Below are 21,266 nucleotides of genomic sequence, written 5' to 3' on the forward strand. Positions count from 1 at the left end.
GCCGAATTCTAGCCGTATGTACGGATCGGGATCAGGTGGTTGTCCCACTGGCAATCCGACCGCGCGTTGATTTCGGCGCCGGTGGTCGTCAGAGTGCCAAATGCACCGGTTCCGGTGGTAAACGCCAACCCAGCCTTGCCGGCGCCTAAACCGCAAACATCTTCGAACACTAAAGCTTCGATGAATGCTCCGCTATTTACGTCGAAACGGTGCAATGCATCGCCTCGCGGACAGGTGATCGCAACCGATTGGCCATCGGTGGAAAAGGCAATGCTGCCAGCATACCATTGCAACTCTCTTTGCTGCGTTTCGGGCGCTGACAAAAGGCGAGGCTTTTCGCCCCTTCGGTGAAGCCCCAGAAGGGCAGGGTACTTGGTCTGGCTGCCTTGCCATTGCATTGCAAAACCCACTAGACCATCGTCACGCACCGCAAGATGGCGGATCGAGTTTTTGTGCAGCGCGCGGGGTAGCTCTACTTGCTCCAATATCGAACCCGAAATGTCGAGATAGCTCAGGTTGGGCTGCATCGTTGGCAGATTTAGCTTGGTCCGACCGCTGTCGGGGTGTGTCTCGATGCCGCCATTGGCGATGACCAGTATGTCGCCACCGGGCAGCAAGCGCATGTCGTGGGGGCCTATCCCACCTGACGAGAACTCTCCCAGCCGTGCGAAGCTGATCGCGTCCCAGACGCCAACCACACCTTCTGCGGCCTCATAGTCGTTTTCGGTTGTGAAAAACTGTGTTCCATCAGCCGAGAATGCACCATGCCCGTAGAAGTGGCGGCCATTGGGTGCCTCCAGCCGCTTTAGGACAGAACCATCTGTACAATCAATTACAATTGCAAAGGTCCCGGGGCGGCGGGCAAAGGCGACCGCTTGGGCTTTGAACGGATGGGCCGCGGCCGCGTGCCCGCGCGCGGGTAGCGGTATAGCGAACAAAACTGCGCCCGAGTTATCCAGGCCGGACAGGCGGTAGCTACCATCTGGGAATAAGGCAGCGGCCAGATAGCGGGGCGCGCCGACGGACGCCCAGCCCGGCACCGAAGCAAGACTGGCGGCACCAAGGCCTGCAAGAAATTCGCGGCGGTTCGTCAATGGTCAATCCCCATCCAGTGAGTTGAATCCGGCGCTGATGCCGAGCGTCGGGCCAAGCTCGGTCGCGGCGATCTCGCGAATGTCGTTGATCGATTGCTGCAGCGCTTCGATGTGGACGCGACCTTGCGGTGTCGCAACACCGGCGAGGGCGGGGTCGTCCAGTGATTGAGCCCGGTCGATGGCCCGCGCGAAACCGGCATCCAGATCTGCAGCAATCTCAGGGTGGTCAAAGGACAGACGGGCGGCCAAGTCACGCAGGGCGATCAGAGACAGCGTGACATGATGCAACGACCGCTTGGACCGCCGCGCTTCAGCACGGTTCGGGCGCGGACGTTCGAATGTTCCTAAAGGGCGTCCAATGCGTGTGTCGGCTGTGAACTCTAACCCCGTTGTAAGCGCCTTGAACAGCTCCTGCATCGCCTCATCGCCCGTGCGATAGGGGCTGTTGTCCCCCGGCTGCGTCAGCCGTGGTGCGTAGCTTTGCCAGTCCGCGTTGATCGCGACGGCATTTCGGTTGATATCAGTGGTGATGGCGCGGATAAGCGCGCAACGATAGTCGGCGCTTCCTTGTTCTGTCATCGCTGGATCAAAGAGCATTCGTTCCAATGCAAAAAAGCCGCGCCCGGCGATTGAGGTTTCGGCAAAGGCATCAGGGTCGTCGACGGCAGTGTCTTCACTGGCGATGTGTCGGGACAGGGTTTTGGGCGTGAATCCTTTGGTATCTGGCCAGAAAGCCAGTGCAAAAGCGCGATCGTCAGCCTCGGACGGCCCAAAACGTAAATGGCTGGCCGAAATCCAGCTATCGAATGCCGTGGCGTAATCAGCGCGCAGGTCGTCTGACTCCGATTCGCAATCTGTTTGGGCTGTGGTCGACAAAGCACCGGTTGCGTCAGCCAGCTCTGCAAAGCGCGGTAGAATATGCGTTTCGGTCACATCCATCAAAATCGGAGCACGATCCTGAGCAAAGGCGCCCAAGGGCACCAGCAGGGCGGCGGCGAAAGTAAGGCTACGCATGGGTCAGAGGCTCCCAAGAAAGCGGATCAGGGCGTCGCGGTCGGCTTTTGGCATTGAAACAACCGTGTCGCGGGCGGCCTGCGCCTCGCCACCATGCCAAAGGATGGCTTCAAGCAGGGATCGCGCGCGACCATCGTGCAGGAATTGGGTGTGGCCCGAGACGCGCTGGGTCAGGCCGATGCCCCACAAAGGCGGCGTGCGCCATTCGCGGCCCGTTGCGCGGGCCTCGGGGCGGTTATCGGCCAGACCCTCGCCCATATCGTGCAACAGCAGGTCGGTATAGGGCCAGATAAGCTGGAAGCTCTGTTCGGGCCTATCGGGCATCCTGTGGGTGACATATGCAGGCGTGTGGCAGGATGCGCAGCCCGAGGCAAGAAACACTTCTTTCCCGCGCAGCACTTCAGGGTCATCGGTGTCTCGGCGCGCCGGAACACCGAGATTGCGGCTGTAGAAGGCGACGAGGTCCATGCCAATCGCGTCAATCTCGAATCCCCGCGCATCGTTGTCTCCGTGCGGTGCATCGATGCAGTTGGCCTGTAATTCGGTGCAATCGCCGTACGGCGCGGGGTAAAGCGGACTTGATATGCCGATATCACCTGCGAAGGCCGCCGCCGATTGCTCCATCACCGTGGGCATCCCGGCCTTGTGACCAAAGCGGCCCATCATTGGTTCGCCAAATTCCGTCGACCATACGATGTTCGGACGGCCCGAGATGCCATCGCCGTCTTCGTCATCAGGATCGGCTTTGGCCAGCAAGTCCTCAACCGGAATTGATTCCAGCAACCCCAGTCCGATCATCTGCGGCGCAACTCGAGGGCTAAGCATCGCGTCCGGGTGCAGCGGGCCATAGCCCAAATCGGCGGCCTTATAGCTGGGGCGGCGAAGCGAGGCCGTTTCGCCGTCGGACAGCGCGACGGGGACTTCCTCATACGTGATGTCCAGCCGATATTCTGCGGGATGGCCTGCCAGAGCGAAATCCTGCAGTTGAGTGCCATAACTCGGATCAGGCAGGGTGGCGATATAGTCTTCGATCTCGGCAGGCGCGCCCTCTGGCTTGCCGGGAACCGAAACTCTCAGGAACATCGAGACGGCATTGTCATCCGGGCCGTTAGGCGTATGACCGCGACCGTCCTTGATGTGACAGCGCTGACACGAGCGGGCGTTGTATAGCGGACCCAAACCGTCCGAAGCCAGAGTGGACGACGGAGACGAGACCCAGATCTTTTTGAAAAACCCGTTGCCGACTTTGAAGTCCAGCTCCTGTTCGAAGCTTAAATTGGCGGAGGGCTGAGAAAACGCGTCCGCATCAGTGCGCGCCCGCACGGTCGCAGCACCAGCGGACAGTTCTTCGAACCGTTGCGGCACACTGAAGTCGTCCGGCGTTGCTGTGACAGCGTCGATCCGGGCGCGTTCTTCGGCTGATCTTGGAAGGAAATTTAGATGAGGGTCCCGCAGCTCGGTGGCTTGGGAAGAGGTGGCCGTGAGTGCGGCCACCGATGCAAGGGCAAGCTTACTCGCCTTCGTCCATCTTGGATGCGTTAAGTTGCGCATAATTGGCTTCGCCAATCCTTTCATAAAGGTCGAGCTGCGTTTCGAGGAAGTCGATATGTCCTTCTTCGTCGCCGATTAATTCTTCGAACAGGCCCATGGACACATAGTCGCCGGCCTCGCGGCAGTATTCCCGCGCTTCGACATAAAGCGCCCGCGCGTCTTGTTCAGCGGCTAGATCGCATTCCAGTGTTTCTTTCGGGGTCTGCCCGATGCGGAGTGGGTCAAGTTTCTGCAGGTTGGGGTGGCCCTCCAGAAAGATGATCCGCTCGATCAGCTTGTCTGCATGGCCCATTTCCTCGATGGATTCCTCACGGCTTTTCTTGGCCATATGGCCAAGCCCCCAATCCTCTTGCAGGCGGTAATGTAGCCAGTACTGGCTGACCGCCGTCAGTTCATGCCGCAGTGATTTGTTGAGGTATTCTATGACCTTGGGATCGCCCTTCATGTGCTTTCTCCTGTGATACTTCGGATCGCAATGACCGAAGCTGCATGGGGACTTTAAGATTATCGTCTGCGCGCATTGTGTCTAGGAAAAGCGGCATACATCCGCCGCAATCCGCTGACTTGCCAAGGGCATGATAGATCTTGCCGGGAGTGATGATGGTCTGTGGGTCTGCCGCGCGCATCCAATCGATCGCCGCTCGGATGTCGTGGTCAGAGATGTTGGTGCATTGGCAAACGATCATGGCGACTCAGTCGGGGTATGCTATTTCCTAGTGAAATAGTAGGTTATTGTGGGCGCGTCCAGTGCCAAGACGCCACACTCGATGTTGAGAAAGGCCGAGAGCACTAAAAATGCGCCCGGCCACGATACCTATTGGAATACCGCGTCAGGGTTATCCAGGCTGTCCGAGCCTTCAAAATCGATCTGGTCAAGCTCCAGCACGGTCACGATGCGTTCGATGGTCTTGGTCTGATCGACCAGTCCATTGACGCCACCCATAATCAGCGCTTCGCCACCTTCATTGCCGCGTTCCAGCATCTGGTCATACGCAAAACCCGCTTCGGCGGTTGATTTGATACGGCCTAGCGCCAGCATGGTGTTGGCCAGCTTGGCTTTCATCTCTGTATCAAGCGTCGGATCGGCTGCGGTCACCAGATCCGATAGGGATGCACCCGAAACAGGCGTGCCATCGATGCGGGTATAGCTGCCCAAATACACATTCTGGATGCCCAGGCCGTCATAGTAATGGCTGTTATGGGTGTTGTCCGAGAAGCAGTCCTGCTCTTCCTCGGGGTCGTTCAACATCAGGCCGAGGCGCATACGCTCACCCGCCTGCTCGCCGTAGGACAGCGAACCCATGCCGGTTAGGATCGCACTAACGCCAGCAGTTTCATTTGCGGCAAGAGCGGCACGTGCGTCACCATCTTCGGCCCACTGGGCAGTCATCCATTCCAGATCACTGATCAGCAGATCGGTTGCCGCTTTCAGATACTGGGCGCGGCGATCGCAGTTGCCACCTGTACAGCCGTCACCAACTAGATAATCGGTATAAGGACGACTTCCTGCGCCCGTGCCGTGGCCGTTCAGGTCCTGACCCCACAGCAGGAATTCGATGGCGTGATAGCCGGTGGCGACGTTCGCCTCGATCCCGTCAGCCTCGTGCAGCGTATCCGACAGCAGGGCAGGGGTGATTTCGCTAGCGTCGATGGTCTCGCCAGACAGATCAAAGCTGGGGTTGGCGATGACGTTCAGCGCCGCAAACTCGTTCTCATCGCTGGGGCCTCCGTAGGAGGAATCCACATAATCTATCATGCCCTCGTCCAGAGGCCATGCGTTCACCTTGCCTTCCCAATCGTCGACGATGGCGTTGCCAAAGCGATAAACCTCGGTCTGCTGATACGGCACGCGCGCGGCGATCCATGCGGCACGGGCTGTGTTCAGAGTGGCATCGGACGGGTCAGCAATGAGGGCGTTGACGGCAGCTTGCAGTTTCTTTGCTGCAATCAGACTGTCGTCATATTTGGCTTCGGCGATATTGGAATATGTGGTCAGAACATCGGCTTTGGACGGGGCCTCGGCGACAGCTGTACTTGCGATACACAAGGTCAGGGCACTGGCCGCGTTGAACAATCTGGTCATGTGGAACACTTTTCTTTCTTAGCGGGATTCGGACCCCGGCAGACGCAGCGGGGCTGGATGCGGCAATTTCTTAGTGAAATAGTCAATAATGTCAACCTGAGTTTTATTGTCAGGTATTATTCCCATTTCTGACTAACCATATCTGGGGAGCCCGATGCACCCGGCGAACATTGCGCTGAGGCGCAATTGTATTAAAATGCCCTACGGTTTGTTTGGTTAATGGTGAACAGAATGAAACGCGCGGCCGTTGTTCTTGCGCTAATACCAGCCGCGCTGATGGCGCAGGCAGAGACCGCCATCGAAGCGCATACTCATGGCGCGGGTCATATGGCAATTTCATTTGTTGAAACCGGATTTAGCCTGACGCTTGAAGTGCCAGGCGTAGATATTGTTGGGTTCGAGCACACTGCCGAGAACGAAGATGAGAGGGCGGATGTTGCCGTCGCAATCTCGGACCTTTCTAAACCGCTTGAGATCTTTGAGGTGCCGCCTGAAGCGGGGTGTGTGACTGCAACGGCCAATGTCGCGCTTGTTGGTGATGTCTTCGTTCAGGATGAGGGGCAAGTCAGCGATAATGCCGCGCATCACACCGAATTTCAGGCCGATTATCTGGTGCAGTGTCAGGAGCCGTCGTTAGTGACTTCAATCCAGTTCACCTATTTCGAACGGTTTGCGCGCGCCGAGCGCTTGTTTGTTGAGCTGACATCATCCTCGGCCACACAGAACCTTACGGTGGAACGCCAAACGCCACATTTGAAGGTGCCAAACTGAACCGGCGTGTGCCCGCAGTAGCAAAGCTTGACGGTCAACCAGACTGATCCCGGACCAATGCGGCCTGCAACGCGCGGTAGGAGTCCTTTGGCCTTCTTTCCAGCGTCTCGAAATCTACATCGACCAGCCCGAACCGTTTTTCATATCCCAGCGCCCACTCGTAATTGTCGAGAAGGGACCAGATGAAATATCCCTTGATCGGAACGCCGTGGTCCAGGGCATTACACACTTCGGCAAGATGCTGGTTCAAGTAGTCAATTCTGTCAGCGTCGTTTTGACGTTCTGCGCTCGCCATGCCATTTTCGGTCACGTAGATAGGCAGGTCCCCAGTATACTCTTGCGCGGTCCGGATCAGGAAACGGGACAGGGCTGCCGGATCAATTTCCCACCCCATTTGCGTTTTTGGCAAGGGGCCAGGGACGTCGGTGAAGGAAGGCCAAGACGTATCTGCGCGCGTTATCAACTTGCGCGTATAGTAATTGAGCCCACACCAATCGACAGGTGCAGCTATCGTGTCGAAATCATCCTGCCACTTGTCCGGCAGATGCGGCTCCAATCCTTCCAGAACATTCTGAGGGTAGGATTTCTTAAATGCGCCGCCCAGGAAAAAGCGGTTGTAAATCCCGTCGTAAAGCGCCGCCGCAGTCTGTGCCTCATCGCTGTCGTCAGCAGGTTCCGCCCATTCAACGTTGAACACTGCGCCAAGGTTCGACATGCCCAATCCACGCATGGCTTCGATTGCGCGACCATGGGCCAGCAGCACGTGGTGCATCGCGCGCGCGGTCGCCCGGATGTCGCGCAAGCCGGGGGCATGTTGGCCTTCGAAATGGCTCAGCCAGCTTACGCACCAAGGCTCGTTGACAGGTGCGACGCTGAACATCCGATCGCCTATGCGGCCCATGATGATCTCGGTGAAGTCTGCAAACCAATTCGCGATATCCCCGTTTCGCCAACCGCCCAGATCGGCGAGTGGTGACGGGAGTTCCCAGTGATACAGCGTTGCGCAGGGTTTGATGCCGCGTTCAAGCAGCGCATCGGTCAGGCGATCATAGAAATCCAAGCCTTGCTGATTGATCGGTCCGCGCCCTTCGGGCAGCACGCGCGCCCAACTGGTTGAAAACCGGTAACAGTCGAAGCCGGCGCCCCGGATCAGATCCAGATCCTGTTCGAACCGGTTATAGTGATCGCAGGCCAAATCTCCGTTTTCCGCATTGGCGACGTTACCTGGAGTTGCGGCGAAACTGTCCCAATGGGTCTTGCCTGCGCCCCCATTGGCGTGTCCCTCGATCTGATAGGCCGACGTCGCCACGCCAAACTGAAAATATGGCGGGAAATCTGCGCGTTTGTACTTCATCTCACATCCTTTGTGGGGCTGGCCCCGTCGAGCTGCCGACGACAAGTTCAGCCTCCAGCAAGCGCGTTTTGGGTGGGTCATCCGGAGCGTTGATCCGCTCGATCAGCATTTCGGCAGCCACCTCGCCCGCGTGTCTGACCGACGAGCGCGTTGCGGTGAAAATTGGAACATCCATACCATTGCGCATGTATGACAACTCGTCATCATGAGCGATCACCGAGATATCGCGCCCCATTTTCAGGCCGCTTTCTTCCAGTGCGCGCCGGACTCCAACCGCAGAGATAATCGAAGAGGCCAAAATTGCTGTTGGCGGGTCGTCGAGCTTCAGCATGTCGCAGGCTGTCTGATGCCCATAAATCTCGGTCATCTCAGCGCTGCGCAGCAGGTTTGGATCAGGCGAGATCCCGGTTTCTTTGAGCGCCGCCAGATAGCCGTTCCTCCGCCGACGCGCGAAATCCATTTCCTCGAGCCCGTTGATCAAGGCGATGCGCCGATGGCCCAGATCGATCAAAAACCGAGTAGCGCGTTCGAATGAACGCTGATTGTTCACATCGATCCAATCATATGGCTCTTTGGCGTAGGTCGACCGGCCATGAACAATGAAGGGTACGCCGAGGCGCGATAACACGGAGATGCGCGGCTCTCGTACCTTGGGGCCTTGCAGGACCACGCCGTCTACGACACCCCGATTGAACAGGCTGCGATAGGATTCTTCAATTGATGTGTCCGGCGCGTGCGTGAACATCATGTCATAATTGTTCGCCGCATAGGTTTTGGCTGCGCCTGCCACAAAATCTCCGAAAATCGGATTGACCATTTCGTGCCGGGACGAGGTGGGAATCACATGGCCGATGACCATAGACCGCCCTGTCGCCAGCCCCTTGGCGCGGCTGTTGGGGCGGTAACCATGCTTGTTCGCAGCAGCCTGAACCCGGATGCGCGTCCCTTCGCTGACCTCCGGGTAACCGTTCAGCGCGCGGCTGACGGTTGTTTGTGAAAGGCCGAGGATCTCAGAGAGTTGCTTTAGGTTCATTTTACTCAAAGCGCCTTCAAATTGATGCCCATTTGTTTTGTTGTGAAAACCTGGCTCAGTCAACATGTTTCGAGAGAATGTCTTAGAATGGCAGTTTTTTAGGTGTTAGTAGGCGAGATATTGACAGGGTCTGAATGTTAGCGGATAAAGTACGGCATCCAAAGCGCTTTGAAAACGAATCTCGTTTGCGCCGAAAATATTGGGAGGAGAACTCATGAGACACGCACTTTATTCGGGTGCGGCGGCGATCGCTCTGCTGGCCGGGCCGGTACAAGCACAAGATTTGGTCTTCGCGCCGGGCGAGGGGCCGTTCAACTGGGACAGCTATAATGCCTGGGCCGAAAGCGCCCCGGATCTGAGCGGTCAGACGGTCACGATTTTTGGTCCGTGGCTGACCCCGGAAGACGGTTACTTCAACAACATGATTGCCTATTTCGAAGAGGCGACTGGCGCAGATGTGATCTATACCGGTTCCGACAGTTTCGAGCAGCAGATCGTTATCGATGCCGAGGCAGGATCAGCCCCCAATATCGCGGTCTTCCCGCAGCCAGGACTGGCGGCGATCATGGCATCCAAAGGGCAGCTGACACCGCTGGGTGAAGATATGGCGGCCTGGGTTGGTGACAATTATGCGGCTGGCGATTCCTGGGTTGATCTTGGCACTTACAAAGACGCCGACGGCAATGACCAGATGTATGGCTTCTTCTACAATGTGAACGTCAAGTCTCTGGTCTGGTATAACCCGGAAAATTTCGAGGATGCCGGATACGAAGTGCCGACGAGCATGGAAGAACTGAAGGCCCTGACCGAGCAGATCGTCGCCGATGGCGAAACCCCGTGGTGCATTGGCCTGGGATCGGGTGCCGCCACCGGTTGGCCCGCGACCGACTGGGTTGAAGACATGATGCTGCGGACTCAGCCGCCCGAGGTTTACGACCAGTGGGTGACAAACGAGATTCCGTTTGATGATCCGCGCGTTATCGCCGCAATCGAAGAGTTTGGCTGGTTCGCGCGTGATGACGCCAAGGTCTCGGGTGGGTCAGATGCTGTCGCCTCGACTGACTTCCGCGACAGCCCCAAAGGCATGTTCTCATCGCCGCCCCAGTGCTACATGCACCGTCAGGCGTCCTTTGTTCCGGCCTTCTTCCCCGAAGATGTCGAGTTCGGCCTGGATGCAGATTTCTTTTACATGCCGTCTTTCGCAGACAAGGACTTGGGTAACCCGGTTCTGGGTGGCGGTACTCTGATGGCGGTAAGCAATCCATCGGATGCGACCAGCGCGTTCATGGAGTTCCTCAAGCAACCGATTGCACATGAAGTCATGATGGCACAAACCGGATTCCTGACCCCGCATAAGGGCGTGAACACCGAAGCCTATAAGGATGATACTCTGCGCGGTCTGGGTGACATTCTACTGGGCGCGACCACCTTCCGCTTCGACGGCTCGGACCTAATGCCGGGCGCCGTGGGTGCGGGTACGTTCTGGACCGGCATGGTTGACTATACTGGCGGGAAATCCGCCGAAGAAGTCACCGGCGAAATCCAGTCATCTTGGGACGCAATCAAGTAATCCGCTGAACCTTCGGGCAACCTTTCAATCAGGTTGCCCGAAACCCTAGCAAGGGAGAGGACGCCATGAATCCGGCAATTCAGGGCCTGCTAACAATCGTAATCGGTGTGTCGGGATGCGTGGGCTATTTCTACCTGTCCAACCAATTTCTGGATAAAGTCCTGTTCCCTGCGCGTGGACCGAACGCGGGTCGCAATATCAACCGCGCGAATATGATCCGGCCCTGGCTGTTTCTGCTTCCCGCGATCCTCGCCCTTGGGGTCTATCTTGCCTATCCGGTGTTTGAGACGCTGCGCCTGTCGCTGACTGATCGCGTAGCCGGAGGCGGATATGAATGGGCGGGTTTTGACAACTATACCCAGATGGTAGCCGAGCCGAAATTCTGGGAGGCGATGCGCAACAACATGCTTTGGCTGATTGTTGTACCTGCCATGTCCACCGCATTTGGCCTGCTCGTGGCGCAGCTGACGGATCGCATCCGCTGGGGTAACGTCGCCAAGTCGTTGATCTTTATGCCGATGGCGATTTCTTTCGTTGGCGCCTCGGTAATCTGGAAACTGGTCTATGATGCGCGTCCGGCCGATCAGGATCAGATCGGCGTCCTGAACGCGATCTACATCTTCTTTGGTGGAACCGAAACGCACACTTGGCTGACCCTGCCTTTCTGGAACAATTTCTTCCTGATGATCGTTCTGGTCTGGATACAAACTGGCTTTGCCATGGTCATTCTGTCCGCCGCGCTGCGCGGCATCCCGGAAGAGACCATCGAGGCCGCCATTCTGGACGGGGCCAATCCGTTCCAGATTTTCTTCAAGATCAAAGTGCCGCAGATCAAAACCACGATCATGGTGGTCTGGACCACCATCACCATCGTGGTCCTCAAGGTCTTTGACATCGTTTTTGCGATGACCAACGGCCAGTGGGAGACGCAGGTTCTGGCCAATTACATGTACGACAAGATGTTCCGCGCCAATGACTGGGGCGTGGGATCGGCATCCGCCATGGTGATCATGTTGCTGGTGACGCCGATCCTGATCTGGAACGTGCGCAATGCGCGCAAAGAAATGCAGTAGGAGGACGGGGTTATGAGCGATATTGCAGGAACCCGCCCAGCCCTTAGATGGGTCGTTCACGCCTCGGTTGTGCTGCTTGTGGTGCTTTGGGTTTTCCCAACACTCGGTTTGTTGATCTCGTCATTCAGAACGGCGGACCAGATTTCCAGCAGCGGCTGGTGGCGGGCGCTCTTCCCGTCGGAACAGAACCTGACTCTGCGCGCGGCTGCGCCGGAAACGCAGGTTCTGCAGGATGGTCTCTATGTGATCGAAGGCAATATCTTCGATGGTGATCGGGCCTCGGACATTTCGCGATGGGGTGTGAATTCCCGTGCGATTGATGCCTTTGCTCCGGGCGAAACGGCTGAGCTTCGTCGTGGCGGGACGATCACGGTTCAGGCCAACGGTGACTATCGGATGGAAAACGCAGAAGAGTTTTCGGGCAAGCGCGGCCCTCGCGTGTTTGTGACGACTACTCTGCCGCCTGAATTCACCTTGGAAAACTATGCCCATGTTCTGTTCAACGAAAGCAGTTCCGACAGTATGGGCAAGGCGTTCTTCAATACCCTGACGGTGACGATCCCGGCGACGATAATCCCGATTCTTGTCGCAGCATTTGCGGCTTACGCGCTGGCTTGGATGGATTTCCCGGGGCGTGCCCTGCTGATCGCTGCAGTGGTTGGCCTATTGGTGGTGCCATTGCAGCTGGCGCTGATCCCGTTGCTGAAACTGCATCTCAATATCGGGATCGGCAAAGGATACCTGGGGGTCTGGATGGCCCATACCGGGTTCGGGATGCCATTGGCGATCTACCTATTGCGTAACTACATGGCCGGGCTGCCTCGTGACCTGATTGAGAACGCCCGGGTAGATGGCGCAACCGAGTTTCAGATTTTTACCAAGTTGATCCTGCCGCTTAGCTTTCCGGCACTGGCATCCTTTGCGATCTTCCAGTTCCTTTGGACATGGAACGACCTTCTGGTTGCCAAAGTCTTCCTGATCGATGCCAGCGGTCAGACAACGGTAATGACCAACCGTATCGTCGAGCTGCTGGGTACGCGGGGCGGTAACTGGGAAATCTTGGCCACGGCGGCGTTTGTCTCAATCGCGGTGCCGTTGGCAGTCTTCTTTGCAATGCAGAAATATCTGGTTCGCGGCTTGCTGGCCGGTTCCGTAAAATAAGGGCGTGTGATGAACGTGCAGACCAACGCGACAGCATTCGAAAAAACCAAGTCGGCGTCAGATTGGTGGCGGGGCGGGGTGATCTATCAGATCTATCCGCGCAGCTTTCAGGACAGCAACGGTGACGGGATCGGAGACTTAAAGGGTATCACCCAGCGGCTAGGCTACATCGCCTCGCTGGGGGTTGATGCAATCTGGATTTCGCCGTTCTTCAAATCTCCGATGAAGGATTTCGGCTATGACGTCAGCGACTACCGCGATGTCGATCCGATGTTCGGTACTATGGCGGACTTCAAAGAGTTGCTAGATGAGGCCCATGCACACGGGCTGAAGGTGATGATCGATCTTGTGCTATCCCACACCTCAGATCAGCACCCGTGGTTTGGTGAAAGCCGCACCAGCCGAGATAATCCGAAATCCGATTGGTATGTCTGGGCCGATCCCAAGCCTGACGGGACACCTCCGAATAACTGGTTATCGATTTTTGGCGGTTCGGCTTGGCAGTGGGATGCGCGGCGTTTGCAGTATTATCTGCACAACTTCCTGACTTCGCAGCCAGATTTGAACTTCCATTGCAAGGATGTCCAGGATGCCCTGTTGGATGTGGCGCGCTTCTGGCTGGAAATGGGGGTCGACGGCTTCCGTCTGGACACCATCAATTTCTATTTCCACGACGCCCAGCTACGTGACAATCCTGGTCTGCCGATGGATCAAAGGAACTCTTCAATTGCGCCGATGGTGAACCCGTATAACCATCAGGATCACCTCTATTCCAAAAGTCAGCCCGAGAATATCGCCTTCTTAGAACGTCTGCGCGCCCTGACCGATGAATACGAGGGCCGCGCATGTCTGGGTGAGGTCGGCGACGCGCAGCGCGGGCTTGAGATTATGGGCGAATACACCAGCGGCGATAAACGGATGCACATGTGTTATGCTTTCGAGTTCCTCGAAAAGCGGGCTTTGACGGCAGCTTACGCAAAGCAGGTTTTTGACCAGCTTGAGGACAAGGCGGGTGATGCATGGCCATGCTGGGCCTTCTCAAACCACGACGTGCAACGCCATGCTTCGCGTTGGGGGTTGGACGATGCAGCTGTCCTGCAGCACGCCGTTCTCATGATGTGCCTGCGTGGCTCAGCCTGTCTTTATCAGGGTGAGGAACTGGGCCTGCCCGAGGCAGATGTTGCGTTCGAAGATTTGCAAGACCCCTATGGCATTGAATTCTGGCCTGAATTCAAAGGTCGCGATGGCTGCCGTACTCCGATGGTCTGGACCGCACAGGACGAACAATCCGGGTTCAGCACGAGCCGTCCCTGGTTGCCAGTCAGCGCTGCGCAGGCCGAGCGGGCGGTGGATCGGTTGGAGAAAGATCCAGCGTCGATGCTGCACCACTACCGCCATGCGATTGCATTGCGTCATGCGCACTCAGCGCTGATGTCCGGCGCGCAGACAGGGATGTCACAAATCGGTTCGGTATTGACCTTCACCCGAGAGGATGAAGCCGAGCAGGTCTTCTGCGCCTTCAATCTGGGTGACTGTCCGGTTGACGTGACCCTGCCAGAAGGTGACTGGCAAGTGATCGGGGAGGAGTTGGGCGGCGTTCGCGGGGAAAGCAACGTGACGCTGGATGCCGCTCAATTCTGTCTATTGGCTCGGGAAAAGAGGTAAACCATGTCGGAACTCAAGCTTACGGATGTGGCCAAATCCTATGGTCCTGTCGATGTTCTGAAACATATCGATCTCGAGATCGAGCAAGGCGAACTGATTGTCTTTGTCGGCCCGTCAGGTTGCGGAAAATCCACTTTGCTGAGGATGATCGCGGGCCTTGAAAAGATCACTGGCGGTACGCTTGAGATCGAAGGGCAGGTGGTGAACGATGTGCCACCTGCGCAACGCGGCATCGCGATGGTGTTTCAGTCCTATGCGCTTTACCCGCATATGACGGTGCGCGAAAACATGGCCTTCGCGCTCAAGATCGCCAAGATGCCGAGCGCTGAGGTTGATGCCGCCGTGGAGCGCGCGGCCCAGATTCTACAGCTCGAACCCCTGCTGGATCGCCTGCCCAAGGCATTGTCTGGTGGACAACGCCAGCGCGTTGCCATCGGTCGCGCCATCGTGCGCGACCCCAAAGTATATTTGTTCGACGAGCCGCTTTCGAACCTCGACGCTGCCCTGCGCGTGGCGACGCGGATCGAGATCGCACGCCTGAAAGAGGCGATGCCCGACAGCACGATGATTTACGTTACCCACGATCAGGTCGAGGCGATGACACTCGCCAGCCGTATTGTGGTTTTGGCCAATAAGGGAATTGCGCAGGTCGGCACGCCGCTGGAACTCTACGAGACGCCAGATAACGAGTTTGTTGCGCAGTTCATCGGCTCACCAGCAATGAACCTGCTGCCCGGGACCATTACCGCGACAGGAGAGACAACAACCGTCACGCTGGATGATGGCGGCGTGGCAATCTCATCAATCCCGACGGATGCCGCTGACGAAGGCAAAAAGGTCAATATCGGTGTCCGGCCTGAGGACTTAAATATCACTGATGGAACACCAATTTATTCCGGCTTGGTGGATTTCACCGAAGCTTTGGGTGAGGTCACGCTGCTTTACTTTGCAGTCCCGGATGGACGGGAGGCCGTGATTGCAAAACTACCTGGTGTTCAGCGCAATCTGCGAGGAAAAACCGTCTCGGTCACGGCGGCACCCGAAAAGGTGCATCTGTTCCACAACGGCCAGTCGATGAGGCGCTAGTCGAGCTTCGCAAGGAAGGTGGAAACTTTTTCCAGCCCTTCGCGAATGATCGACGGGGTATTGGCGTAACCGATCCGAACACAGCCTTCGAGACCCAAGGCAGAGCCCGGTGTGAACATCACGCCGGTTTCCTGCAGCAGTTTCACGCAGAACTCGCGCGAGGGCATGTCGAAGTTGTAGTGCAACAACGCGGTTGTTCCGGCCTTGGGTTTGACCCAACTGATTTTGGGCTCGCTTTCGACCCATTCTTCCAGCATGGCGAGGTTGCCGCGCCTAATGGCCTGGCTGCGCGCCAGAACCTTGTCGTGGTTTTCCAGCGCAAGCGCCGCGAAATGGTCGTCGATCATGCCGACCGAGATCGTGTCATAGTCCCGATGGATCGAAACCGCCTCGATCAGTTCTGGGTTGGCCGCAATCCAACCCAGTCGCAGCCCTGCCAGCGAAAACGCCTTGGACATGCCCGCGGTTGAAATGCCTTTCTCATAAAGATCTGCAACCGCATCCGTCATGCCCGAACCTTCTTGCCCGGTACCGCGATAGACTTCATCACACAGCAACCATGCTCCAGCGGAGCGTGCGATTTCGACGATCTCAAGCAGGAACGCGCGATCCATCACCGCACCGGTTGGGTTGTTGGGGTTGTTGATGGCAATCAGTTTGGTGCCCGGAGTTACGGCGGCGCGCAGCTCCTCAAGATCGGGCAAATAAGCGTTCTCGGCCCGTAGATGGATCTGCGTCACCTCCGCGCCGATGCTGGCCGGGATGGAATAGTGTTGCTGATAGGTGGGCACGACGGCCACCACCTTGTCGCCGCGCTCGACCAGCGTTTTGTGGACCAGCATGTTGGCACCGATCGTGCCATGGGTGACGATGACATTCTCACGCTTTTGCTGGTCATACAGGTTACAAATCGCATCGCGCAGCCGGTCCGAGCCCCGGATCGCGCCATAGGTCATCTTCATCCCAAGCAATTCAGACAGATCATCCGAGTTCTTGCCCGAAAGCTTCAAAAGCTCGGCAATACTCAGGCTCTCGACGCAAGTCTCTGCAAGGTTATAGGCGCAGCGGGTTTCCCATTCATCCATCCAGATTTCGACGCCAAAGGGTTCGATCTTCATCGCGCTATCCTGTTCGACTAAGCCATCGCGCATCGTTCCCATGGCGAAGCGGCAAGGTCAACCTCGGCAGATGACCGTCATCAAACTTGCACAAGAGGCGTGTATCGTTACCGGTAGATCGCCACAGGATCACCCACCGCATCTTCATCTGGGTGAACGCCAAGGCCGGGTGTTTCGGGAAGATGCAGGTGGCCGTCCACGTTTCTCGGCCCACGCCCACCGGCGATATCGACGGTGATCATGTCCTGACAGGCCCAGACAGCATGGCAATTCGCATCCGGAATTGTCGCCGCCAGATGCAGCGCTTCGGTATCCGCCAGCACAGAACCACCGGTTGCCATTACAAACATGTCAATCCCATGCGCCAGCGCGACATCGCGCATTCGGACCGCTTTGGTCAGCCCGCCGACCCGGTTGAGCTTGATGCCAAATATTTCGGCAATGCCATCGCGGGCTATGCGCGTCGCGTCCTGAAGGGTCACAAGGCTTTCATCAACGGAAACAGGCGAAGCATGTTTGCCTGAGATCGCGGCAATGTCATCCAGTGTTTCGCAAGGCTGTTCGATCATGACATTGAGGTCTTCGACCGCACTCATCACGCGTAATGCCTGCTGCCGCGACCAGCCGCGATTGACGTCATAGAGGATGATGTCTTCGGGATTGCGCAGGCTTTCCATGTCACGGATTCGGGCGATATCACGGGCCACATCGCCGCCGATTTTGACGGAATGGGCGATATAGCCGCGCTGCCGGTATCGTTCGATGACGGCGCGGGTTTCTTCGATTGTCTTGGCTCCTACGGAGGATGCGATTGGGCGGGGCGTACGCGACCCTCCCCCCATCAGATCAGCAATCGGAAGACCAGCAACCTGACCGGCTATGTCCCAGCACGCCATGTCAATCGGGCTTTTGGAGTAGAGATGTCCGGGTAGGGCCTGATCCATCGCGCGTTCAACATCCAGAACTCGCCGCGGGTCGAGGCCTAGAACAAACGGTGCCATCGTCTCGATCCCGGCCCGTATGCCGGGGCCGTGGGCGGGTACATAGGTATGCCCCCAGGGCGTGCCTTCGCCCCAACCAACAAGCCCTTTGTCGGTTTCAATCTTGACCAGCGTCGCATCCAGCTTCTCAAACTTCAATCGCCCGCCTGACAGCCAGTATGGATGCTCCAATGGCAGGTCGATTTGAAAGACAGAAATCCCGGTAATTTTCATTTTGGTTTCACCTCGACGCAGTATGTCATGCGGCATCCATCCGAGGCAGATCATCCATTCCATCGCCCCGCCACAAGACAAAGGTTAGGATTGAATGATCGCTTGTAGTCATGGCGTGACTTTGCCAACTTTCATGCTGGCGGGTCTGGCCCGGCCCGACAAGCTGTGCATTCCCTTCAACCTTAAAACAGGCTTCTCCAGCGAGCGTCAGGTATAGCTCTTCAGCCTGATGGCTGTGCCAGTCATACTGCAGACCTGCGCCCCAATAGGCGACATAACCGCGTAGTTGGGTCGAATGGAAATGCCCGCTGGGTCCGAACAATTCGTAATACCCGTATCGGGACAAGAAATCCGCACCGACCTCGGATTCGGAATAGGTCAGTTTCCAGTGCGCCTGCTCAGCAGTTGCTGCAATGGCCGTAACCAATGCCTGTGTTTCGGGCGTACCGCTCAGACCAAATTTGCTGACAAGCCGGGTTGCCGGAATTTGTGCGGGTTGTAAGTCCGTTCTGAATAAATCTGTTGGCCAACCCCCAAAACCCGCCAAATCCGGGTGGTTCTGATGCAATCGCCTGGCAGCCAATAAAACATCATCCAACGTCATGGGATCACCACGATGTTTCCGGTGTGTTTCTTCGCGATGAAGGCGGTTTGTGCCTCATGCAATTGGCTTAGAGGGTAGGTTGCGGCCAGGGCCGGTTTTACTTCGCCCGCTTCGATATAACGTACAAGATTTTGCATTACTTCGGGGTCGATGACGGTCGAGCCTGTAAAGGTCAGATCGCGCAAGTAGAACGTCCGCAAATCGAACTCGACCATAGGGCCCGCGATGGCGCCCGAGCAGGTATAGCGTCCGCCGCGTTCAAGAATGCTGATAAGCTGCGGCCAGTATGACCCGCCCACCACGTCGGCAACGACCGTGATCTTTTCGTCTCCCAACGATTTGTGCAAATCATCGGGGGCGCGGGACAGGATGACATCTGGACCCAAGAGGGCCACGTCGTCGTGCTTAACCTCCGACGCCATCGCGATGACCCGCGCATTTCGGCGCTTGGCCAGTTGAACCAGAGCGCCACCGACGCCGCCAGATGCACCCGGAACAAGAACAGTGTCAGCCGCGGTGACCTTGGCGCGGGTCAGCATGCCTTCGGCGGTTGAGTAGGAACAGGAGAAGGTTGCCAGCTCAGCATCCGAAAGTGTTGATTGGATGGCTATCGCATTGACCGCCGGGATCGTTGTGTATTCGGCAAAGCCGCCATCTCGCTCTGATCCGAAGTAGCCGGTTTTGTCCTTGTTCATCGGATCGGTCGGATCGCGCAACCAGCAATCGGTTATCACACGCTCGCCCAAGCGGTTTGGATCCACGTCGTCCCCGACTCCAACGATCTGCCCACAGACATCCGCCCCTTGAATGCGCGGAAAGGCCAGTGGCGCTCCGCCCCAGGTTGGGTCATCAGTGCCGACCTCTTCAAACGCGCCACCGGTTGTCGCATCGCTGACTGTTTTAGAATACCAGCCGGACCTAGTGTTTACGTCGGTATTATTCAGGCCACAGGCACCGACCTTGATCAGAACTTCGCCCGGTTTGGGAGTGGGACAGGGCCAGTTTTCGTGCCAGACCATCTGATCAAGATCACCGTGCCCCATGGTGACCATCGCCTTCATTGTCTCGGATTGGGCCATGCGGCAAACTCCGTCGATGCATTTACGGTGACCTCAATCAAGCGCGGGAGTGAGCTGAAAGACATCGGTCCGGCCCCCTGAGTCGATTTGGTCTCGACACCGTATGCAAACAAAAATACCATCGTCAATCATGAATGGGACAGATGTATCAAATTTAGTTTTGGAACGGCTGGCGGAAGAACTGTCTCAGTTGACACCCGAGGCACGCAAGGCTGCGACCTATGTGCTTGAGAACCCGCGCGACGTGGGCGTATCGACTGTACGCGAAATTGCTGAAGCCGCCAATGTGAAACCCAATACCATTGTCCGAATGGCGCGGCAGGTGGGGTTCGAAGGCTACGAAGATTTCCGGGTTCCCTTCCGCGAGGCGATCCGGCGCGGGCAGGCCGATTTCCCGGAGCGCGCGCGTTGGCTGCAGGATATTCGTAAGTCCGGCAATATGGGCGGGCTTTATGCGGATATGGTTCAGGACGCTCTGCGCAACGTCGAGGAGACGTTTGCCAATATCTCGTCCGAACAGCTGAAAGCCGCCGCTGAAGATATCTGGAATTCGCGTAACGTGTTCGTACTGGGCGTTGGCGTGAACAATTCGAATGCGCGAAACTTTGTTTATCTGGCCTCGACGGGCATGGTGCAGTTTCATGCTATCCCGCGCGCCGGATCAAATCCGATTGACGATCTGGCATGGGCGGACAAACGCGATGTACTAATTGCGATGACCTGCAAACCTTATCGGAATGAAGTGGTCGAGGCGGTGCAAGTTGCCCGAGAGCAGGGCATGACGGTCGTCGGTCTTTCTGATAGCCCAGCCAGCCCTGTTCTGCGCAATGCACAACACGGGTTTGTCATCTCGGCGGATACGCCGCAATTCTTCCCGTCATCAGTAAGTACTATAGCATTGCTCGAAACGCTTTTGTCCTTCGTCATTGCAGTGGCCAGCGACGAGATCGTCGAAAGAGTGGCGACCTTTCACAAGCGTCGCCATCAGCTAGGCCTATATCACGCGGAAGAGCCCTGATTGGATCAGGCCAATCCGCATTGGCCTTTCAGCCACGCACTAGGTGACCACCATCCACATCCAGCACAGCGCCCGTGAGATAGCCATTTGTCATTGCCATTATCACGGCTTGGGCGATGTCCTCGGCCTCACCAATACGTCCGACGGGCAGGCTGTTACCAACCTGAGCGAACATGGCCTCGCGAGCCTCATTGGACATTGCCCCGTAAGCCTCGGTCGCAACCATTCCAGGGCTGATGCAGTTCACGCGCGCACGGCCTGATAACTCTAGTGCCAACCCCTTGGACAGGGCTTCGACCGCCGCGTTCACGGCCCCAAGACCCGTTGCACCGGCAGAGGGTCGGCGGCTGAGGACGCCAGAAAAGAAGGTGATGGAGCCGCCTTCAGTCAAGACAGGCAAGACTTCACGCGCCGCCACATAGGGCCCGATAAATTTAGCCTCGAACATCGCGCGCAGGTCAGTGGTTGGCAATTCGGCGAAGGCCCCACGCGCTGCGCTTGAGGCAGAGATGACCAGATGATCTACTTTTTCAAGGCCGCTGGCCCAGGACTTCATGCCAGTTTCGTTGGTGGTATCGACCGGTGCGATCTGAACTCCGCCTCCGATGTCTGCCGCTGCTGCCTCCAGCTTGGCGAGACTCCGGCTGGCGATGGTAACTTTCGCACCGAGCGCCACCGCCAGCTTTGCGGTGGCCTTACCCATGCCGCTGCTGCCGCCAATGACAACAACGTGTTTGCCGATGAGGGCCGTTTCGAAAACCGAGTTCATTGCTTTGGT

At 57.2% G+C, this 21,266-nt stretch carries 20 protein-coding genes; 7 read left to right on the top strand and 13 right to left on the bottom strand.

Annotated features, from left to right (window positions below; genetic code table 11):
* Positions 1 to 8 precede the first annotated feature (8 nt).
* The 6 genes from ACR0AU_RS09660 to ACR0AU_RS09685 form a co-directional block, all read right to left on the bottom strand.
* On the bottom strand, positions 9 to 1,094 hold the full coding sequence (locus ACR0AU_RS09660) for a DUF1513 domain-containing protein (RefSeq protein WP_170733088.1): 1,086 nt from the start codon (positions 1,092 to 1,094) through the stop codon (positions 9 to 11).
* A gap of 3 nt (positions 1,095 to 1,097) precedes the next feature.
* Positions 1,098 to 2,108, bottom strand: coding sequence for an imelysin family protein (locus ACR0AU_RS09665; protein ID WP_480795616.1), 1,011 nt, complete (start codon positions 2,106 to 2,108; stop codon positions 1,098 to 1,100).
* A gap of 3 nt (positions 2,109 to 2,111) precedes the next feature.
* The gene (locus tag ACR0AU_RS09670; protein WP_170733086.1) at positions 2,112 to 3,659 is read right to left on the bottom strand and encodes a di-heme oxidoredictase family protein; all 1,548 of its coding nucleotides are present in this window, start codon (positions 3,657 to 3,659) and stop codon (positions 2,112 to 2,114) included.
* Positions 3,619 to 4,104, bottom strand: a complete 486-nt coding sequence (gene bfr, locus ACR0AU_RS09675; RefSeq protein ID WP_170733085.1) for a bacterioferritin — start codon at positions 4,102 to 4,104, stop codon at positions 3,619 to 3,621. Before bfr ends, ACR0AU_RS09670 begins: the two co-directional genes overlap by 41 nt.
* Positions 4,052 to 4,345 carry a (2Fe-2S)-binding protein gene (locus tag ACR0AU_RS09680; RefSeq protein ID WP_170594320.1) on the bottom strand — a complete coding sequence of 98 codons (294 nt, stop codon included), beginning with the start codon at positions 4,343 to 4,345 and terminating at the stop codon, positions 4,052 to 4,054. Before ACR0AU_RS09680 ends, bfr begins: the two co-directional genes overlap by 53 nt.
* A gap of 128 nt (positions 4,346 to 4,473) precedes the next feature.
* Positions 4,474 to 5,742, bottom strand: a complete 1,269-nt coding sequence (locus ACR0AU_RS09685; protein ID WP_480795617.1) for an imelysin family protein — start codon at positions 5,740 to 5,742, stop codon at positions 4,474 to 4,476.
* 231 nt (positions 5,743 to 5,973) lie between these two features.
* On the opposite strand from ACR0AU_RS09685, the gene ACR0AU_RS09690 reads away from it, so the two are divergent.
* Positions 5,974 to 6,513, top strand: coding sequence for a ZrgA family zinc uptake protein (locus ACR0AU_RS09690; RefSeq protein WP_170513516.1), 540 nt, complete (start codon positions 5,974 to 5,976; stop codon positions 6,511 to 6,513).
* Positions 6,514 to 6,547: 34 nt separating this feature from the next.
* Here the strand turns inward: ACR0AU_RS09690 and ACR0AU_RS09695 are convergent, their stop codons facing one another.
* Together ACR0AU_RS09695 and ACR0AU_RS09700 are read right to left on the bottom strand one after the other, a co-directional pair.
* Positions 6,548 to 7,867 carry a GH1 family beta-glucosidase gene (locus ACR0AU_RS09695; protein WP_170733083.1) on the bottom strand — a complete coding sequence of 440 codons (1,320 nt, stop codon included), beginning with the start codon at positions 7,865 to 7,867 and terminating at the stop codon, positions 6,548 to 6,550.
* Position 7,868: 1 nt separating this feature from the next.
* A complete protein-coding gene (locus tag ACR0AU_RS09700; protein WP_170392561.1) occupies positions 7,869 to 8,900 on the bottom strand; it encodes a substrate-binding domain-containing protein in 1,032 nt (343 codons plus the stop codon).
* A gap of 214 nt (positions 8,901 to 9,114) precedes the next feature.
* On the opposite strand from ACR0AU_RS09700, the gene ACR0AU_RS09705 reads away from it, so the two are divergent.
* The 5 genes from ACR0AU_RS09705 (at position 9,115) to ACR0AU_RS09725 (ending at position 15,455) form a co-directional block, all read left to right on the top strand.
* On the top strand, positions 9,115 to 10,470 hold the full coding sequence (locus ACR0AU_RS09705; protein WP_480795618.1) for an ABC transporter substrate-binding protein: 1,356 nt from the start codon (positions 9,115 to 9,117) through the stop codon (positions 10,468 to 10,470).
* Positions 10,471 to 10,535: 65 nt separating this feature from the next.
* Complete coding sequence (locus tag ACR0AU_RS09710; RefSeq protein WP_170402173.1) at positions 10,536 to 11,543, top strand: carbohydrate ABC transporter permease; 1,008 nt, start codon at positions 10,536 to 10,538, stop codon at positions 11,541 to 11,543.
* 12 nt (positions 11,544 to 11,555) lie between these two features.
* A complete protein-coding gene (locus tag ACR0AU_RS09715; RefSeq protein ID WP_170392558.1) occupies positions 11,556 to 12,704 on the top strand; it encodes a carbohydrate ABC transporter permease in 1,149 nt (382 codons plus the stop codon).
* A gap of 9 nt (positions 12,705 to 12,713) precedes the next feature.
* On the top strand, positions 12,714 to 14,369 hold the full coding sequence (locus tag ACR0AU_RS09720; protein WP_480795619.1) for an alpha-glucosidase: 1,656 nt from the start codon (positions 12,714 to 12,716) through the stop codon (positions 14,367 to 14,369).
* A 3-nt stretch (positions 14,370 to 14,372) separates the two neighbouring features.
* Positions 14,373 to 15,455, top strand: a complete 1,083-nt coding sequence (locus ACR0AU_RS09725) for a sn-glycerol-3-phosphate ABC transporter ATP-binding protein UgpC (protein WP_170636789.1) — start codon at positions 14,373 to 14,375, stop codon at positions 15,453 to 15,455.
* On the opposite strand, the gene ACR0AU_RS09730 is transcribed toward ACR0AU_RS09725, so the two are convergent.
* The 4 genes from ACR0AU_RS09730 to ACR0AU_RS09745 form a co-directional block, all read right to left on the bottom strand.
* Positions 15,452 to 16,573, bottom strand: coding sequence for an aminotransferase (locus ACR0AU_RS09730; protein ID WP_480562482.1), 1,122 nt, complete (start codon positions 16,571 to 16,573; stop codon positions 15,452 to 15,454). The two genes, ACR0AU_RS09725 and ACR0AU_RS09730, sit on opposite strands and share 4 nt — an antisense overlap.
* A 107-nt stretch (positions 16,574 to 16,680) precedes the next feature.
* Positions 16,681 to 17,787: a mandelate racemase/muconate lactonizing enzyme family protein gene (locus ACR0AU_RS09735; protein ID WP_480562481.1), complete on the bottom strand. Its 1,107-nt coding sequence runs from the start codon at positions 17,785 to 17,787 to the stop codon at positions 16,681 to 16,683.
* Positions 17,788 to 17,812: 25 nt separating this feature from the next.
* Positions 17,813 to 18,391, bottom strand: a complete 579-nt coding sequence (locus tag ACR0AU_RS09740; RefSeq protein ID WP_480795620.1) for a dimethylsulfonioproprionate lyase family protein — start codon at positions 18,389 to 18,391, stop codon at positions 17,813 to 17,815.
* On the bottom strand, positions 18,388 to 19,470 hold the full coding sequence (locus tag ACR0AU_RS09745; protein WP_480795621.1) for an alcohol dehydrogenase family protein: 1,083 nt from the start codon (positions 19,468 to 19,470) through the stop codon (positions 18,388 to 18,390). The genes ACR0AU_RS09740 and ACR0AU_RS09745 overlap by 4 nt, the downstream gene beginning before the upstream one ends.
* A gap of 130 nt (positions 19,471 to 19,600) precedes the next feature.
* Here ACR0AU_RS09745 and ACR0AU_RS09750 point away from each other — a divergent pair, with 130 nt between their 5' ends.
* Positions 19,601 to 20,488 carry a MurR/RpiR family transcriptional regulator gene (locus tag ACR0AU_RS09750; RefSeq protein WP_170392553.1) on the top strand — a complete coding sequence of 296 codons (888 nt, stop codon included), beginning with the start codon at positions 19,601 to 19,603 and terminating at the stop codon, positions 20,486 to 20,488.
* A 28-nt stretch (positions 20,489 to 20,516) separates the two neighbouring features.
* Here the strand turns inward: ACR0AU_RS09750 and ACR0AU_RS09755 are convergent, their stop codons facing one another.
* The gene (locus ACR0AU_RS09755) at positions 20,517 to 21,257 is read right to left on the bottom strand and encodes an SDR family oxidoreductase (protein WP_170776232.1); all 741 of its coding nucleotides are present in this window, start codon (positions 21,255 to 21,257) and stop codon (positions 20,517 to 20,519) included.
* Between the last annotated feature and the right edge of the window lie 9 nt (positions 21,258 to 21,266).

Source organism: Ruegeria sp. CG1 (assembly GCF_056537265.1).